The organism is Serratia sp. CY40230, from assembly GCF_052168835.1.
Classification (GTDB): Bacteria; Pseudomonadota; Gammaproteobacteria; order Enterobacterales; family Enterobacteriaceae; genus Serratia; species Serratia nematodiphila.
Genome location: NZ_JBJNLX010000005.1, coordinates 66088 through 82576, shown reverse-complemented (window position 1 = coordinate 82576; position 16489 = coordinate 66088). Strand labels below are relative to the sequence as shown.

The 16489-nt window shown below is 61.9% G+C and carries 14 protein-coding genes; 8 read left to right on the top strand and 6 right to left on the bottom strand.

Going from position 1 to position 16489, the window contains the following annotated elements; translation table 11 throughout:
• The first annotated feature begins 11 nt into the window (after positions 1-11).
• Positions 12-1316, top strand: coding sequence for a c-type cytochrome (locus ACJ8IJ_RS17745; RefSeq protein ID WP_131164237.1), 1305 nt, complete (start codon positions 12-14; stop codon positions 1314-1316).
• Positions 1317-1337: 21 nt separating this feature from the next.
• Here the strand turns inward: ACJ8IJ_RS17745 and ACJ8IJ_RS17740 are convergent, their stop codons facing one another.
• Entirely contained in the window at positions 1338-2249 is a 912-nt protein-coding gene (locus ACJ8IJ_RS17740) for a LysR family transcriptional regulator (protein WP_004940760.1), read from the bottom strand.
• Between the two features lie 150 nt (positions 2250-2399).
• On the opposite strand from ACJ8IJ_RS17740, the gene ACJ8IJ_RS17735 reads away from it, so the two are divergent.
• Positions 2400-3320, top strand: coding sequence for an alpha/beta hydrolase (locus ACJ8IJ_RS17735; protein ID WP_004940758.1), 921 nt, complete (start codon positions 2400-2402; stop codon positions 3318-3320).
• A 42-nt stretch (positions 3321-3362) separates the two neighbouring features.
• On the opposite strand, the gene ACJ8IJ_RS17730 is transcribed toward ACJ8IJ_RS17735, so the two are convergent.
• Together ACJ8IJ_RS17730 and ACJ8IJ_RS17725 are read right to left on the bottom strand one after the other, a co-directional pair.
• A complete protein-coding gene (locus ACJ8IJ_RS17730; RefSeq protein ID WP_004940757.1) occupies positions 3363-4532 on the bottom strand; it encodes a cupin domain-containing protein in 1170 nt (389 codons plus the stop codon).
• Positions 4533-4824: 292 nt separating this feature from the next.
• Entirely contained in the window at positions 4825-5736 is a 912-nt protein-coding gene (locus tag ACJ8IJ_RS17725; RefSeq protein ID WP_406887154.1) for a LysR family transcriptional regulator, read from the bottom strand.
• 103 nt (positions 5737-5839) lie between these two features.
• Here ACJ8IJ_RS17725 and ACJ8IJ_RS17720 point away from each other — a divergent pair, with 103 nt between their 5' ends.
• The gene (locus tag ACJ8IJ_RS17720) at positions 5840-6406 is read left to right on the top strand and encodes a chromate transporter (RefSeq protein WP_033633658.1); all 567 of its coding nucleotides are present in this window, start codon (positions 5840-5842) and stop codon (positions 6404-6406) included.
• Entirely contained in the window at positions 6403-6924 is a 522-nt protein-coding gene (locus tag ACJ8IJ_RS17715) for a chromate transporter (RefSeq protein WP_041922337.1), read from the top strand. Before ACJ8IJ_RS17720 ends, ACJ8IJ_RS17715 begins: the two co-directional genes overlap by 4 nt.
• 4 nt (positions 6925-6928) lie before the next feature.
• On the opposite strand, the gene ACJ8IJ_RS17710 is transcribed toward ACJ8IJ_RS17715, so the two are convergent.
• Positions 6929-7282: an AprI/Inh family metalloprotease inhibitor gene (locus ACJ8IJ_RS17710; RefSeq protein ID WP_004940750.1), complete on the bottom strand. Its 354-nt coding sequence runs from the start codon at positions 7280-7282 to the stop codon at positions 6929-6931.
• Between the two features lie 411 nt (positions 7283-7693).
• Between ACJ8IJ_RS17710 and ACJ8IJ_RS17705 the strand changes: the two genes are divergently transcribed.
• Positions 7694-9310, top strand: coding sequence for a serralysin family metalloprotease (locus ACJ8IJ_RS17705; protein WP_004940748.1), 1617 nt, complete (start codon positions 7694-7696; stop codon positions 9308-9310).
• 42 nt (positions 9311-9352) lie between these two features.
• Here the strand turns inward: ACJ8IJ_RS17705 and ACJ8IJ_RS17700 are convergent, their stop codons facing one another.
• Complete coding sequence (locus tag ACJ8IJ_RS17700; RefSeq protein WP_004940746.1) at positions 9353-10003, bottom strand: dihydrofolate reductase family protein; 651 nt, start codon at positions 10001-10003, stop codon at positions 9353-9355.
• Positions 10004-10072: 69 nt separating this feature from the next.
• On the bottom strand, positions 10073-11077 hold the full coding sequence (locus ACJ8IJ_RS17695; protein ID WP_004940744.1) for an alpha/beta fold hydrolase: 1005 nt from the start codon (positions 11075-11077) through the stop codon (positions 10073-10075).
• 234 nt (positions 11078-11311) lie between these two features.
• Between ACJ8IJ_RS17695 and ACJ8IJ_RS17690 the strand changes: the two genes are divergently transcribed.
• Genes ACJ8IJ_RS17690 through ACJ8IJ_RS17680 form a run of 3 tightly spaced genes read left to right on the top strand, consistent with a single transcriptional unit; the run spans position 11312 to position 16353 of the window.
• A complete protein-coding gene (locus ACJ8IJ_RS17690) occupies positions 11312-11743 on the top strand; it encodes a DcrB-related protein (protein ID WP_004940742.1) in 432 nt (143 codons plus the stop codon).
• A gap of 31 nt (positions 11744-11774) precedes the next feature.
• The gene (locus ACJ8IJ_RS17685) at positions 11775-16031 is read left to right on the top strand and encodes an RHS repeat-associated core domain-containing protein (RefSeq protein WP_442518413.1); all 4257 of its coding nucleotides are present in this window, start codon (positions 11775-11777) and stop codon (positions 16029-16031) included.
• Positions 16024-16353, top strand: a complete 330-nt coding sequence (locus tag ACJ8IJ_RS17680; RefSeq protein ID WP_236689831.1) for a hypothetical protein — start codon at positions 16024-16026, stop codon at positions 16351-16353. Before ACJ8IJ_RS17685 ends, ACJ8IJ_RS17680 begins: the two co-directional genes overlap by 8 nt.
• Positions 16354-16489 lie beyond the last annotated feature (136 nt).

Genomic DNA, 16489 nt, shown 5'->3' with positions numbered 1-16489 from the left:
GGAGAGATGCGATGAGCAACGCCTTGAAAGGGCTGTTATGGCTGATTATCGCCGTGGCGGTACTGGCGGGAGGGTACGCGCTGTACACGCAGCTGCGGCCAACCGGCGCGGAACCCGCGGCGCCGATCGCCGGGGCGCCGGCCGGTATCACCGATAAGCTGGCGCGCGGCGAGTACCTGGCGCGCGCCGCCGACTGCGTGGCGTGCCATACCGCGCCGGGCGGCGCGCCTTATGCGGGTGGCTTCGCCTTTAAACTGCCGTTCGGCACCATTTACGGCACCAACATCACCGCCGACAAGGAGACCGGCATCGGCAACTGGAGCGACGATCAGTTCGTACGCGCGGTACGTGAGGGCATCGGTCCGCAGGGCAACCTGTATCCGGCGATGCCGTACACCTCGTACACCGGGCTGAGCCGCGACGACGTGCTGGCGATCAAGGATTATCTGTTCAGCCTGCCGCCGGTGAAACAGGCCAACCCGCAAAACGATCTGTCGTTCCCGTTCAACCAGCGTTGGGGCATGAAATTCTGGAACCTGGCGTTCTTTAACGAGCAGCGTTTTACGCCGGATCTCAACAAGGACGAACAGTGGAATCGTGGCGCCTATCTGGCGACGGCGCTGGGCCACTGCGGCGAGTGCCACACGCCGCGCAATCTGGGGTTTGGTCTTAACCAGAGCAAGCACCTGAGCGGTGAAGTGGTGCAGGGCTGGTTCGCTGCCAACATCACGCCGGACAAACAGACCGGCATCGGCGGTTGGAGCGACCAGCAGCTGTCGCAATATCTGGCTACCGGCCATGCGCCGGGGCGCAGCAGCGCCGCCGGCCCGATGGCGGAGGCGGTGGAAAACAGCCTGCAGTTCCTGACGCCGGAAGATAATCTGGCGCTGGTGAAATACCTGCGCGACATCGAGCCTATCGCCGGCGACGGCGCGGCGGCGGTGAACCTGCAGCCGAAGGGCGCGGGGGCTTCCACGCCGATCCTGCCGGGCGGGCAAGACAGTTCGCTTGGGCGCCGGGTGTTCGCCAACGACTGCAGCGGTTGCCACCAGTGGAACGGGCCGGGCCGCCAGAGCGAGTACGCATCGCTGGTCGGCAGCACGGCGGTGAACGATCCGCAGGGGCGCAGCGTGGTGCAGGCCATCCTGAAGGGGACTAGCATCAGCGTCGGCGAGCGGCATGAGATGATGCCGGCGTTCGGCAGCGCCTATTCCGACGAGGAAGTGGCGGCGGTCGCCAACTTCGTGGTCGGCCATTTCGGCGACAAGCAGGGCAAAGTCACCGCCAAACAGGTGGCGGAGCAGCGTAAGCAGTAGCGAAAAGGCGCGCGGGCCGGATTAGCCTGCGCGCTTCTCGACCAGAAAGTCCAGCAGCGCCCTGACCTTGGAAGACATGTGCTCACGGGAGGGAATGTACAGATAGAAGCCGGGGAAGGGCTGCGACCAGGCCTGCAGTATCCGCACTAACTCACCGCGTTCCACCATCGCTTTCACGGCGAAATCAAAGTGCTGAATAATGCCGACGTGCTGTAATGCGGCGCGGATCATGCCGTCGTCGTCGTTGGTGATCACGCTGCCTTTCGGTTCGACGGAAAAGGTATGGCGCGCGTGCCGCTCGACGGTGGAAAACTCCCATTGATAAATGGCGCCGCTGGTTGCGTGGCGAAAAGCGATGCAGTTGTGGTTGACCAGATCCGCCGGCGTGGCGGGCGTGCCGTAACGGCTGAGGTACTGCGGCGTGGCCACCGCCGCCAGCGCCACCTGTGGCGTGATGGGGATCGCCACCATATGCTCGGCGAGGCTTTCACCCAGCCGAATGCCGGCGTCGTAACCTTCGGAAATGATGCTGGCCATGCCGTCGTCCATCACCAGTTCAAGCTTCAGCCTGGGGTAGCGCATCAGGAATTCGCCGATATGCGGTTCGATAAAGTGCTTGGCGGCCGTGCGCGAAGTGTTTATCCGCAGCAGCCCCGCCGGTTCATGGCGGCTCTCTTCCAACGTGCCGACGGCGTGCTCGATCGTGCTGAGGGCGGGCGTCAGGGCTTCCAGCAGGCGTTGCCCTTCCTCGGTGAGCGACATATCGCGGGTGGTGCGGTAGAGCAGCTTGACGTTCAGCTGTTTTTCCAACGCCTTCAGGTTTTGCGACAGCGCGGCGCGGGAAACGCCCATTTGGGCCGCCGCTTTGGTAAAGCTGCGGTGCTGCGCGATATGCGCGAACCACGCCAGTGAAGGAAGCAGGGAAGGATCCATCGAGATGCCCGCATTGTAAATTACAGATTAACACTGTAGTCCATTCTCTGGGCTTATCAAAGAACAATACGGCGTATAAAGTGAGCGTTATCCCAGCGGAAGCGATGCCGAGCGCGTTTCCCGAGCCAGCAACCCTGTGAGGAACTCATGATGAAAACGGTCAAAATCAAACGTCAGTATTGGGACATCGCGGCGGATATCCACTTCCCGCCGGATTTCGACGAGCGGAAAAAGTACCCGGCGATCATCAGCGCCCATCCAATTGGCAGCTGTAAAGAGCAGACCTCGGGCACTGTCTATGGGGCGGCGCTGGCGAAAGCCGGCTTTGTGGTCATCGCGTTCGACGCCAGCTTCCAGGGCGAGAGCGGCGGCGAACCGCGCTTTATCGAAGATCCCGCTCAGCGCGTGGAAGATTTTCGCGTCGTGACCGATTATCTGGTGACGCTGGACTACGTTGACGACCAGCGTATCGGCGTGCTCGGCATCTGCGGCGGCGGCGGTTACGCCATCAATGCTTCGATGACCGAGCGGCGCATCAAAGCGGTGGCGACCATTACCGGTGCCAACTATGGCCGGGTGATGCGCGAGGGCGTGTTGGCCAATGGCGATCCTGTGGCTTTCCTGGAGGATATTGCCCGGCAGCGCACCGCAGAGGCGCGCGGCGCGGCGTTGCGTGTGGATGTGGGCCTGTACCCGAGCGTTGAGGCGGCGCAACAAGACGGTGCCGATATCGATCTGCGCGAGGCGACGGAATACTACCGTACGGCGCGCGGCGAGAAGCCGAACGGCGTAAATAAAACGCTGTATTCCCATAACGCAGTAGCCGTGGGCTGGGACGCGTTCCACCTGGCGGAAGTGCTGCTGACCCAGCCGCTGTTGGTGATTGTCGGCAGCAAACCCGGCCTGTTCGGCGCGCTGCGCGACGGCTATGAGATTGTGCGCCGCGCCAAGTCGCAGCACAAAGAGCTGGTGGTGGTAGAAGGCTGGTCACATTACGATCTCTACGACAAACCGGAGCCGGTAGCTCAGGCGCTGGAGAAGCTGGTACCGTTCTTTAAAGCGACGCTGTAAGCGGCGGGCCGGAGGCGAGGGAGTTTCTCCCTCGCCGTGGCTTCAGCGGCTGCGCCGCGACATCACCCGTTTGTCTTTCGGCCGATCCTGCCAGTCCTCAACCTGATTGTTGAAGTTATCCGCCAGCAGGTAGGCCGGGGTTTTCGCCAGCCAGTCGGACAACGAAATATCCTGATAAATGCCGTTGTCCATCACGATCAATACCTTCAAATCCTCATCGCCGATGTTCTCGATGTAATGGCCGAAGCCCTGCGGCACGTAACCGACGTCTGAAGGGGCGTACTCTTCCGTCTGCGCGTGGCCGTGCGAGCTGAACACCGTCATTCGGCCTTTGCCGGAAATATAGTATTGCCATTCGTTGGCATTGGGGTGCCAGTGCAATTCCCGGATCGCGCCGGGTTTCACGATCTCGATGATGCCGGTCATGGTGGTGGAGATGGGGAATTCTTTCGACGACACCAAATGGACGCTGCCGGCGTCATTTTCAAAGAACGGCTTTTGCTTCATTAATTCATAACGGTGGGTCAGCGGGGCGTTATTTAATCCGCCGTCTTTTTTCGGCAATGGCAATGTGGGCGGAACGGTGCCGCCGACAATATAAGCTTCACCCTGTTTGGCCTTGGAAAATACCGCCGCCGGCATGTTGACGCTTTTTTCCAATACCTCTTTCGGCATATGCGCCACCCAATCGGTGATGCTGAAGGTGCCGAATTCGGAGAAATGGCCGTTATCGAACGCCAAAATAAAATGCGCGCCGTCCGCCAACGCCTGAATGGAATGGCCGTAGCCTTTCGGGAAATACCAGACGTCGCCGGGCCCGAAATCCGCCACTTCGCATTTGCCCTCGGGATCGAGAATGGTGATGCGCGCATGGCCCTCCAGCATAAACGCCCATTCGGCGGCGATAGCATGCCAGTGCAGTTCGCGCACGCCGCCCGGCTCCAGCGTCATGTCGACGCCGGCCACGCCCTCGGAGATCGGGAATTGCTCGACGGTGGCTTCGCGCGCCCAGCCGCTGGGCAGGCTGCGCTTTTTGCTGTCGGTGAATTTGTATTTATAGAGATGCTGCGCATTGGCAGGCGGCTGATAGCTGCTGGGGGGCACGATATTGCGATGGTCGTCGGCAGCGGCATTTTTGGCGATGCCGCCAATCATGCCGGCGGCGGCCGCGCTGACGGCGGAGACTTTCAATATATCACGACGCGATAGCATAGCATTTTCTCCAATATAAAGCCGTGCGCCTGCAGAAGCAGGCGACAGGGAAGGCGCGATCGCCATTGAAATGATTTTTTGTCATCGGCGGGAATAGGCTGTGACCCTTAAATCCTAGCGGCTGGAAGGTATTGCGTAGGCGCTTATTTGTTTGCGTTTGTTACTAAGTGAGTGCAGGTTTAATTAATTAAACGGAAGTTGAATAGTCATTGGATGGAATTAATTTTAGTCGCCGGCTAATTTAAATAAATAATAAACGAACGTCATTTTTTATTGGCCGTTCGGGCTATTTTTATGACTGCCCCACGGTCTCCAGCACCAGTTGCCGAAAGCGTTCGACGATCGGCGAGGCCGGACTGCGCCGTAGCGCCAGGTAAAGCGGGGCGCTGAGCTGCGCTTCTTCGGCGAGAGTGCGGTAGACGATGCCGTCACCGCCCAGCCGCCGCATGGAACCGGGCACGATGGACACCCCCAATCCGGCGCCGACCAGGCTGAGGGTGGCCGGCAGGCGCGGCGCTTCCTGCACGATGCGCGGGCTGAAGCCGGCGCGGTGGCAGGCGGCCAGAATGGCGTCGTACAGCCCCTGGCCGGCCGGGCGGCGATAGAGAATAAACGCCTCGTGGGCCAGTTCGGCCAACGGTAGCGGCTGCTGCGTCTCATGCGCCAGCCGATGGCCCAGCGGCAGAGCGACGATCATCGGCTCGCTGAGCACCGGCTCGACGCTCAGGCCGGGAATGCCGTTGGCCGGCGAGCGCACGAAGGCGGCGTCGAGGCGCTGTTCCAGCAACGCCTCCATCAGTTCGCCGCTGCCGGCTTCTTCCAGTTGAGTGGTGATGCCCGGCAGGATGTCGCGGTAGCGGCGCAGCAGGTTGGGCACGAACGGGTGCAGCGCGGCGGAACTGGTGAAACCGATAGCGATGTGGCCCTGCTCGCCGCGGGCGGCGCGCTGCACCGCTTCGCGCAGGCGTTCGGCGCGCGCCAGCAGGGCGCGGGCTTCTTCGAACAGCACACTGCCCGCTTCGGTGACGCGCACGCCGCGCGGCAGGCGCTGCAACAATTTCACGCCCAGTTCGTCTTCCAGCCCCTGCAACAGGCGGGTGAGCGGCGGTTGCTGGATAAACAGCCGCTCGGCGGCGCGAGTGATGTTGCCTTCTTCCACCACGGTGACGAACGCCCGCAGGCGACGCAGTTCGATCATAGCCATACCTCAAAGGTATCTTTCGTTGTTCCGGAATGCATTAGACATCATGGCACGGCGGCGCGCATGATACCAGACATCAAAACAAGCGATGTGGAACGGCAATGTCATGTCAGATATCAATACGTTAAAACCGCACCCGGCGGCAGCGCCGGGCAACGCGGCGCTGTTTTTGGGCTTTCTGTGGCTGGGGTTGATCGGCTTCGGCGGCGTGCTGCCGATGGCGCGCAGCATGTTGGTGGAGCGCCGTCGCTGGCTGAGCGGCGAACAATTCACCGAGCTGCTCGGGCTGTGTCAGTTCCTGCCCGGCGGCAACGTGATCAACCTGTCGGTGGCGGTGGGCATGGAGTTTCGCGGGCTGCGCGGCGCGCTGTGCGCCTTGCTGGGTCTCATCAGTGCGCCGACGGCGATTGTGGTGGGGCTGGGCGTGGTGTACGCCCGCTTCCAAAACGATCCTCATGTGCAGCATGTGTTCGCCGGTCTGGCCGCCGCCGCCGCCGGGTTGCTGCTCTCTACCGGGATTAAGATGCTGCTGCCGCTGCGCGGCAAGTGGGCGGCGCTGGCGATTGTGGCGCTGGCATTGATCGCCATTGCCTGGCTGCGCCTGCCGCTGCTGCCGACCATGCTGGTGCTGGCACCGCTGAGCATTCTGCTGATGTGGCGGTGGCCGTCATGAGCGGGGTGTTGATGGCGTTGGCGCTGATCTTTACCGAGCTCTCTCTGCTGGCGTTCGGCGGCGGCATGACCATTCTGCCGGAGATGCAGCGGCAGGTGGTGGAAGTGCATCAGTGGATGAGCGCCCAGGAGTTCAGCGCGCTGTTCGCCATGGCGCAGGCCGCGCCGGGGCCGAACATGATGATCGTGCCGCTGGTCGGTTGGCACGTCGCCGGTTGGGCGGGGCTGCTGGTGTCTTCGGTCGCCAAGTTCGGGCCGTCTTCCATCGTTACGCTATTGGTGATGGGGGCCTGGCGGCGCTTTAAGGATCGCCCGTGGCGCCGCATCGTGCAGGCCGGGCTGGTGCCGCTGACCGTGGGGCTGGTGGTGGCCAGCGGCCTTTTGATCGCCGAGGCTTCCGCGCCCAATTGGCGGCTGGCGGCGATCGTGGCGCTGGCGACGGGGTTGAGCATGAGCAAGCGCCTCCATCCGCTGTGGGTGCTGGCCGGTGGCGCGCTGCTTGGCTTGCTGTTCGCCTGAAGGATTAGCGCGGGATCAGCACAAAGCGCGAAGGGCCGTTGCGGTCGATCAGCTCATAGCGCTTCGGCGCGGTCAGGGCCAGAAACGCCACCATGCTCCCTTCGGCGTCGGTCAGCGTCATGCCGTCCGGCGTCGGCCGCCAGGCGACCGGCAGCGCGTGCAGCGCCAGCGGCTGCAGGCATTCGGCTGAGGCGCTGAAGCGGAAGGCGTTGGTATTGGCTACCGCTTCGTCGCTCAGCTGCACCTCGCAGACGGTTTTACCGTCGCCGATGGCGGCGAGCTGCCAGTCGCCCTTCAGCGCGGCGGGTTCCAGCAACGGCAGTGAACTGCCCAGGGCACTGCTGCACAATACGCTCATAATGACTCCTGTCAGGCTGGCGCGGCGCAAGGCGCGCATAAGGAAATGGGTTGGCATCGGGTCACTCCTTTCGGCTGTCCGTTCACACCTTAGCACGTTCCCGGCAGGATGATGAGGCAAGGATTAGGTTTTTTAATCCTCGATAATTCTGATCTAACCGGCGATAACATGGCCAAAAAGACGAGTCATTAGCCCGCCGATACGCTTATCTTTCTCATTAATACTGTGCTAATACAAATCGTTATGATTATTTCCGCCTTAACGCCCGGCGCGGTGATGCGCGGCGGCGTGGGCTCGCGCCGTCGGGGTTAATTACTATACTGGTCAATCCTAAGCCTTGGCTTAGATTAGAACGACTGATGAATAGTCTTACAAAGCGAGTGGATTCCTACTGTGTAAAAGGAGAATGCAATGAGCAGTCGCCACAACGACATTTTGCAAGATGACGATGAGTTCACCAGCCTGGCCGCCACATCCCCCAACGATCACAACTATCAGTTTTACTATCACCAGCCCGGCAGCCCCTATGACGGATTGGGCTACGGCGCGCTGTTCACGCTGGACAACGCTAACCTGTACAGCAACCAGCGCGGCGGGGCAGCCATCAACAACCTGGGTAAAATCCGCGATAACTTCAGCTTCGATCGCGCCGCCGATCAGCTGACGCGGCCGGGCCTGACGCACAACGGCGATCAGGTGTATCACCAGCCGGTGGCGCTGACCTATTCCTTCCTGACGCAGAGCGTGCTGAACCGCATCGGCCAGACCGGTGATGGCGACAAGGGGCTGCAGCCGTTGACCCAGGCGGCGCAGGCTCAGGCGCTGAAATCGATGCAGGCGTGGGCCGACGTGGCGAACGTAACCTTTACCGAGGCGGCGTCCACCGATATCAACCACCGCGCGGATATTACCTTCGCTTACTTCACCCAGCGCGCCGACGGCAGCACCGCCGCCGGCAGCGGCCCGAATGCCATCAACGCGTACGCCTATTACCCGCCGAGTTCCAAATCGGGCAGCGATAACGCCTTTGCAGGCACGGTGTGGTTCAACAAAAACTTCGCCACCCATAAGGCGCCGGTTAGCGGCGACTTCAGCAGCCAGACCTTCACCCACGAGCTGGGGCATGCTCTGGGGCTGGCGCACCCGGGATCTTATGACGCCTCGCTGGGCAACCCGAGCTACCAGAACGATGCCGCCTATTATCAGGATTCGTTGCAATACTCGATCATGAGCTATTTCAACGCCGGTTACACCGGCGCCGACACCAAAGGGGTGTACGGCTATGGCCCGATGGTGGATGACATCGCCGCGATCCAAAAATTGTACGGCGCCAACATGAGCACCCGCACCGGCGACACGGTGTACGGCTTCAACTCCAACACCGGGCGCGATTTCCTGACCGCCACGGCGGACAACGGCAAACCGGTCAACTTCGCGGTGTGGGACGCCGGCGGCAACGACACGCTGGACTTCTCCGGCTACAGCCAGCAGCAGATGATCAACCTGAACGACGGCGCGTTCTCCAGCGTCGGCGGCGGCACGCAGAACGTCGCCATCGCGCGCGGGGCGATCATCGAGAACGCCATCGGCGGCAGCGGGCGCGATCTGATCATCGGCAACGATCAGGACAACCTGCTGGCGGGCAACGCCGGTTCCGATATCCTGTACGGCGGCCTGGGGGCGGATCATCTGTGGGGCGGCAAAGACGCCAACAACTTCACCGACTATTTCGTCTATCTCAACGCCAAAGAGTCGACGGTGGCGGCGTTCGACGTGATTGAAGACTTCGAGCACGGCATCGACAAGATCGATCTCTCCGGCCTGCGCTTCAACAACAGCCTGAGCGAGCTGCGCTTTATCGACAGCGGCAGCGCCTTCAGCGGCCAGAAAGGCGAGATCCAACTCAACTTCGACGCCTTCAACGGCACCACCGATCTGTTGATGAACACCCAGAGCAACAGCTACGCCGCCGACTTCAAGATCCACGTGGTCGGGCAGGTGGAGCAGAGCGATATTCTGTTTGCCTGAGGGCGAGGAAGGAAAAGAGAAAAGGGCCGAACGGCCCTTTTTTTACGACTGGGCCGCCGCCGCGCTTTCCACCGTGAAGTCGCCGGTGGCCACCTCGCCGGCGCGGCGGTAGTGGGCCACGATCACGCCGCCGGGCGAGACCACCGATTGGGTCAGCGTAAAGGCCGCCGGCGCGGCGTTGTCATCGAACAGCCGCTTGCCTGCGCCGAGCAGCACCGGGTAGGTAAGCAGGCGCAGTTCGTCCACCAGATCGTTGGCCAGCAGCTGTTGCATCAGCGTGCTGCTGCCTTGCACCAGCAGCACCGGCCCCTGAGCGCGCTTCAGCTCGCGCAGCCGGGCGATGATGTCCCGCCCCAGCCACTGGCTGTTCTCCCACGCCAGCGTCTCGCCGTGGTGGGTGGCGACGTATTTGACCGCCTGATTGAACGTGCGGGCGATATCGGCCGAAAACGGGTCGGCCTCGTCGGTGATATGTGGCCAGTAGCCGGCGAAGATATCGTAGGTGCGCCGCCCGAGCAGCAGATCGAAAGGCGCAGAGAAAAGATCGCTCATCGTTTCCGCGACGGCGTCATCCCAGTAGGGGGCGGTCCAGCCGCCGAAGCGAAAGCCGCCGCTGCGGTCTTCGTCCTGCCCGCCGGGCGCCTGCATCACGCCGTCGAGGCTGATGAAGGCGCTGGCAATAATCTGTCGCATGGCTGTCTCCTGCAATTGAGTGCCAGCTGAAAGTTTAGCCGCCGTGCGGCGGCCGCGCCAACCGGCCGCTCAGGGTTGCAGCGCCTTGAGCAGCGCCTGATGGAAGCGCTCCGGCTCCTCCATTTGCGGCGCGTGGCCGAGCCCGGCGAACTCTATCAGCGTGGCGTGCGGGATCAGTTTCGCCGCCTGTTTGCCTAACACATCATAATGCCCGATTTTGGCCTTGACTGCCGGCGGGGCGATATCGCTGCCGATGGCGGTGGTGTCGGCGGTGCCGATCATCAGCGTGGTGGGCGTTTGCAGATCCTTGAACTCGTAATACACCGGCTGGGTGAAGATCATGTCGTAGATCAGCGCCGAGTTCCACGCCACCAGGCGATGGCCCGGCCCGTTGTTCAACCCGGCCAGCATATCCACCCAGCGATCGTACTCCGGCTTCCAGCGGCCGCCGTAGTAAGTGTGCTGCTCATAATTGCGGATGCTCTCAGCGGAGGTGTTCAGCTCGCGCGCGAACCACTGATCGATGCTGCGCCACGGCACGCCTTTCGCCTTCCAGTCCTCAAGGCCGATCGGGTTGACCATCACCAGCCGTTCCACCGCCTGCGGATACATCAGGCTGTAGCGCGTGGCCAGCATGCCGCCGGTGGAGTGGCCGATGACGATGGCCTTGCTGATGTTCAGGTTCTGCAGCAGGCCGTGGGTATTTTGCGCCAGCTGCTGGAAGCTGTACTGGTAATGCGCCGGCTTGGTGGAGGAACAAAAGCCGATCTGATCCGGCGCGATCACGCGATAACCGGCCTTGCTCAGCGCCTTGATGGTGTCCTGCCAGGTGGCGGCGCAGAAGTTTTTACCGTGCAGCAACAGCGCGGTGCGGCCGTTGGCGGTGCCTTCCGGCGGCACGTCCATATAGCCCATTTTTAACGGCTGCCCCTGCGAGGTGAAGCTGAACTGCTGCAACGGGTAGGGGTAGTGAAAGCCCTGCAGCTCCGGGCCGAACGTCGGCGTTTCGGCGGCACCGGCGGCGAACGCGGCCAGCGCGGCGCACAGCAGCGCGCTACGGGTGAATCTCAGCATCCTGATCTCCTGAAAAACGGACGAAAGCCGAGTATAGCCATAATCGGTGCGGCGGCGCGCCGGTGGATTCAGATAATTCTGTAATATGACGGTTTGATTCCCGGCCAGATTCCGGCATCGCTCTTTTGCACAGTGAACGCGGTCACGCCGCGCAACATTCGCCGTATCTGATGGTTTTATTTCAAGGCTAAGTTATGCGATGCTTAAGCATTATTTATGCAAAAGGATCCTCGCATGTCCGCTTTATCCCGCTGCGCTTTCAGCGAAGGCAGCGTCGCTTTGCCGGAAGGCTATGCCGATCGCACGGTCAACGTCCTGTTGGCCGGCGATGATGTTTCCCCCTCAGTCAATATTTCCCGCGATGCGCTGCAGCCGGCGGAGAGCCTGGAAGGCTACGTCACCCGCCAGCTCGATGCGCTGGCGCAGGGGCTGAAAGGCTGGGCGTTCAAAAGCCGCGAGCCGGCAACGTTGGGCGATGGGCTGGCCGCCGGTGAGTGGGTGCGCGCCAGCTACCTGCGCGACGGCAAACGCATCTGGCAGAACCAGGCGGTGTTCGCGCTGGCGGAGGGGCGGGTGCTGGTATTCACTCTGGCGATGGCGCGCAAGCTGACGCCGCAAGACGACGCGCTGCTGCAGCAGGTGCTGAGCAGTTACCGGGCGGCCTAACGATGAACTCTTTGCGTAAAAGGACCTTACGATGACCGAAGCGGCTCGCGTCGGCGATACCATCGGGCATTCCCATGCCCTGGCCGGCATGATTGCCGGCACCATTGTCGGCGGCCTGATCGCCGCCGCAGGCGCGGTGGCGGCGGGCGCGCTGTTCGTCGCCGGCCTGGCGGCTTCCTGTATCGGCGTCGGCGTGCTGCTTATCGGCGCCAGCCTGGCGGTGGGGTATCTCACCGGGGAGGCGGCCACCGCGGCGCGCGACGGCATTGCCGACGCCGGTGCCGGTAGCCTGACCCCCAAAGGCAATATCGTCACCGGCTCCCCCAACGTTTTCATCAACGGCAAACCCGCTGCGATCGCCACCAACAGCCAGGTGGCCTGCAGCGACGACGGCCCGAGCATGCAGATGGCGCAGGGCTCCGACAAGGTCAGCATCAACGGCCAGCCCGCCTCGCGCGTGGGGGACAAAACCAACTGCGACGCGCAGGTGATGGAAGGCTCGCCCAACGTGTTTATCGGCGGCGGCACCGTCACCACCTTGCCGATCAAGCCCGAAGTGCCGGATTGGCTGTACAAGGTCTCTGACCTGACGCTGCTGTTCGCCGGCCTGGTGGGCGGCGTGGGCGGCGCTGCCGGCAAGCTGGGGGCGCTCGGCAAATTGCTGGGCAAGCTGCCTGGCATCAACAAACTGGCGCGCATCGCCTGCCGCGCCGGCACCCTGATGACCGCCACCGCCGCGGTCGGCATTATCGCCCGGCCGGTGGATATCGTCAGCGGCCAGAAATTCCTCGACGGCGAAGACGATCTCGATTTCGTGCTGCCTTCGCGGCTGCCGGTCGCCTGGCAGCGCTATTGGCGCAGCGGCAACCCCGGCGACAGCGTACTGGGCCGCGGCTGGAACCTGTTTTGGGAGAGCAGCCTGCAGCCGTATCAGGACGGCCTGGTGTGGCGTGCGCCTTCCGGCGACTTCGTCGCTTTTCCGATGGTGCCGCGCGGCCACAAAACCTACTGCGAAGCCGAAAAATGCTGGCTGATGCACAACGACGACGGCAGCTGGCAGCTGTTTGACGTCGGCGAACAGATTTTCCACTACCCGCCGCTGGCGGGTGACCAGCCGAGCCGGCTGAGCATGATCACCGACGCCATCGGCAACGCCACCTCGCTGTTCTACGACGACGAGGGGCTGCTGAGCGAACTGGTGGACAGCGCCGGGCAGCGCCTGATGTGCCGCTATGCGCAGGGCCGTCTGCGCAAAGTGGCGCTGCAAACCGCCGACGGTGAACGGACGCTGGCGCGCTACGGTTACGATGAGCTGGGCCAGCTGACGACGGTGAGCAACCGCGCCGGTGAGGTGACGCGCCGCTTTGGCTGGCGCGATGGCCTGATGATCAGCCACCAGGACGCCGCCGGGCTGCTGAACGAATACCAATGGCAAGAGATCGACGGTGTGCCGCGCGTGACGGCCTACCGCAACAGCGCCGGGGAATCCCTTGAGTTCGGTTACGACTTCGCCGGCGGGCGCCGCAGCGTGGTGCGCGGCGACGGCAAACGGGCGGAGTGGCGGCTGGATGACGACGACAACGTGGCGCAGTACACCGATTTCGACCAGCGCCGCTACGGTTTTATCTACCAACGCGGCGAACTGTGCAGCGTGCTGCTGCCCGGCGGCGCGCAGCGCCAGAGCGAATGGGATCCTTACGGCCGCCTGCTGTCGGAGACCGATCCGCTCGGCCGCGTGACGCGCTATCAATATTCGCGCAACAGCGGCCGGCTGTTCGCCGTCGCGTACCCGGACGGCAGCAGCGAGGCGCAGCATTGGGACACGCTGGGGCGCCCGACGCGCTATGTCGATGCGCTGGGCAACGCCACGCTGTACCGCTATCCGGATGACGAAGAGAGCCTGCCCGCTAGTGTGATCGACGCGCTGGGCGGGGAAGTGAAGCTGGAGTGGGACGCCCGCGGCCAACTGACGCGCTACACCGACTGTTCCGGCAGCGTCACGGCTTATACCTACGATGCGCTGGGGCAACTGACGACGCAGACCGATGCCGAAGGCCATCAGACGCGCTACTTGTGGGATAACGGCGGCCGCCTGCAAACCCTGATCCACCCGGACGGCGGCGAAGAGCGCTTTAACTGGAATGCGCACGGCCAGTTGGCCGAACATCAGGACGCGCTGGGCAGCCTGACCCGCTGGCAGTACAACGCCCTGGGGCTGCCGGTCAGCATCACCGATCGCATCAACCGCACCCGGCGCTATCACTACAGCCCGCAGGGCTGGCTGACGCGGCTGGAGAACGGCAACGGCGGCGACTACCGCTTCAGCTACGACGCGGTCGGCCGCGTGCTGGCTGAAGAGCGCCCGGACGACACCCGCCACTATTATCGCTACGGCGCGGCCGGGCTGCTGGAGGAGCACCGCGAGGTCGGCCTGCCGGGCAGCGCAGGCGAGCTGACGCAGCGCGAACAGCGCTTCCGCTTCGACGAGGCCGGGCAACTGGTCTGGCGCGGCAACGCCAGCGCGGAATGGCATTACCGCTTCGACGCCATGGGGCGGCTGCGCGAGCTGAACCGCCTGCCGACGGCGAGCGGCGCGGCGCTGGGCATCGAGCCGGACAGCGTGCAGATGCGCTATGACGCCGCCGGGCGGCTGCTCGGCGAGCAGGGCGTGAACGGCGAGCTGCAATACCAATGGGATGCGCTGGCCAACCTGCAGGCGCTGACGCTGCCGCAGGGCGATCGCCTGCAGTGGCTGTATTACGGCTCCGGCCACGCCAGCGCCATCAAATTCAACCAGCAGGTGGTGAGCGAATTCACCCGCGATCGCCTGCACCGGGAAACCGGCCGCAGCCAGGGCGCGCTGCAGCAGCAGCGGCGTTACGATGCCCTGGGCCGCCGCAGCTGGCAGAGCAGCGCCTTCGGCCACGATAAACTGACCCGGCCGGAAGACGGCGTGCTGTGGCGCGCTTATCGCTACACCGGCCGCGGCGAGCTGGCCGGGGTGAGCGACGCGCTGCGCGGCGAAGTGCACTATGGTTACGACGCCGAAGGCCGCCTGCTGCAACACCGCGAACCCAATCAGGGCAAACCGGGCGCGCGGCTGGTGTACGATCTGGCGGATAACCTGCTGGGCGAACGCAGCCCGCAGAGCGACATCGACGCGCACCTGCCGCTGGCGCCGATCGCCGACAACCGCCTGAAGCACTGGCAAAAACTGTTTTACCGTTACGACGCCTGGGGCAACCTGATTAGCCGGCGCAACGGCCTGTACGAACAGCACTACCGCTACGACGCCGACAACCGGCTGGTGCAGGCGCACGGCCGCGGCCCGCAGGGCGAGTTCGACGCGCAGTACCATTACGACGCGCTGGGCCGCCGCAGCCGCAAAACGGTGCGCTACAGGGGCAAAACCGAACAGACGACCCGTTTCCTGTGGCAGGGTTACCGGTTGCTGCAGGAGCAGCGCGACGACGGCAGCCGCCGCAGCTGGAGCTACGATCCGGCCAGCCCGTGGAGCCCGCTGGCGGCGCTGGAGCAGGCGGGCGACAGCCGCTCGGCGGATATTTACTGGTACCACACCGATCTGAACAGCGCGCCGCTGGAAGTGACCGATGCAGCGGGCAACCTGTGCTGGTCCGGGCAATACGACACCTTCGGCAAGCTGCAGGGCCAGACGGTGGCCGGCGCGGCGAAGCGGCAGGGCGCGCAATACCAGCAGCCGCTGCGCTACGCCGGGCAATATCAGGACGACGAAAGCGGCCTGCACTACAACCTGTTCCGCTACTACGAACCCGAGGTGGGGCGTTTCACCACGCAGGATCCGATAGGGTTGCGCGGCGGGTTGAACCTGTATCAGTATGCGCCGAACCCGCTGATGTGGGTGGACCCGTTTGGGTTGAGTGGTGAAAGTGTCTTTATACATTATACGGATAAAAGCGGTTTTGAGAGTATAATGAAAACAGGAGTTCTCGAGGCTAATGCCAAGGGGAAGGTTTATATAACAGATATACTTATGTCACCTAACGATGTTATGCGGGACATTCTTATTAATGATCCTAAGCATGTAGGAAGAGGTGATTATGCTATTATCTTTAAAGCAGATCCTGTGCAAATGAGTAACATAAAACAGTCATCTGCCCTTGAATACATTCATAATGGAAGGTTGAAGTTAAAAGATGTCCTTTACTCTGGGGGGAATCCTTATTCCATAGTATCTAAAATGAATTATGAAACGAGAAGTAAATTAACCTTTAATCAGATTAAGGCAAGGGGGAACTGTGGTGGATGAAAATGAAAAGAAAATAATTGTTACTCAGGCTGAAATTAGTGCGCTGAAGAAGCTTATAATGTATGTTAAGTTTTCTTGTGATGATGTTGAGTCATTAGAGTATGCTGGTAGTTATGCAATCAATAGTTTCTTTGATAAGTTGATTGCTATTGATTATCTTGGAGAGTTTGAGCGAAAATTTTATGACATACCAAACCCGGATAATGAGATTGCAGTAACGAACAAAATTAATAAATATCAACATGATTCTTTAAATAAAATGAGTGACGAGACTATGAGGGAAGTCTTTAAACAATGTCTTCATCCATTTAAACCAAGATAAAGTATCTTAATAGGAGGGTAATACTCTCTCTCTTACTAACCACATAGTTCGAAGGGTTTATAAGCCTCCTGTGGCAGCACCGTCGGTTGTCGCAGGAGTGATGTGACAACGGCGACTGTTCGACGAATATATTCTG

What these genes read in the sequence shown, in the direction of transcription:
- ACJ8IJ_RS17730 (WP_004940757.1), bottom strand. Translation starts at nt 4,532, where the DNA reads ATGCTATCGCGTCGTGATATATTGAAAGTCTCCGCCGTCAGCGCGGCC.
- ACJ8IJ_RS17725 (WP_406887154.1), bottom strand. Translation starts at nt 5,736, where the DNA reads ATGGCTATGATCGAACTGCGTCGCCTGCGGGCGTTCGTCACCGTGGTG.
- ACJ8IJ_RS17710 (WP_004940750.1), bottom strand. Translation starts at nt 7,282, where the DNA reads ATGAGCGTATTGTGCAGCAGTGCCCTGGGCAGTTCACTGCCGTTGCTG.
- ACJ8IJ_RS17735 (WP_004940758.1), top strand. Translation starts at nt 2,400, where the DNA reads ATGAAAACGGTCAAAATCAAACGTCAGTATTGGGACATCGCGGCGGAT.
- ACJ8IJ_RS17720 (WP_033633658.1), top strand. Translation starts at nt 5,840, where the DNA reads ATGTCAGATATCAATACGTTAAAACCGCACCCGGCGGCAGCGCCGGGC.
- ACJ8IJ_RS17690 (WP_004940742.1), top strand. Translation starts at nt 11,312, where the DNA reads ATGTCCGCTTTATCCCGCTGCGCTTTCAGCGAAGGCAGCGTCGCTTTG.
- ACJ8IJ_RS17685 (WP_442518413.1), top strand. Translation starts at nt 11,775, where the DNA reads ATGACCGAAGCGGCTCGCGTCGGCGATACCATCGGGCATTCCCATGCC.
- ACJ8IJ_RS17740 (WP_004940760.1), bottom strand. Translation starts at nt 2,249, where the DNA reads ATGGATCCTTCCCTGCTTCCTTCACTGGCGTGGTTCGCGCATATCGCG.
- ACJ8IJ_RS17745 (WP_131164237.1), top strand. Translation starts at nt 12, where the DNA reads ATGAGCAACGCCTTGAAAGGGCTGTTATGGCTGATTATCGCCGTGGCG.
- ACJ8IJ_RS17705 (WP_004940748.1), top strand. Translation starts at nt 7,694, where the DNA reads ATGAGCAGTCGCCACAACGACATTTTGCAAGATGACGATGAGTTCACC.
- ACJ8IJ_RS17700 (WP_004940746.1), bottom strand. Translation starts at nt 10,003, where the DNA reads ATGCGACAGATTATTGCCAGCGCCTTCATCAGCCTCGACGGCGTGATG.
- ACJ8IJ_RS17715 (WP_041922337.1), top strand. Translation starts at nt 6,403, where the DNA reads ATGAGCGGGGTGTTGATGGCGTTGGCGCTGATCTTTACCGAGCTCTCT.
- ACJ8IJ_RS17695 (WP_004940744.1), bottom strand. Translation starts at nt 11,077, where the DNA reads ATGCTGAGATTCACCCGTAGCGCGCTGCTGTGCGCCGCGCTGGCCGCG.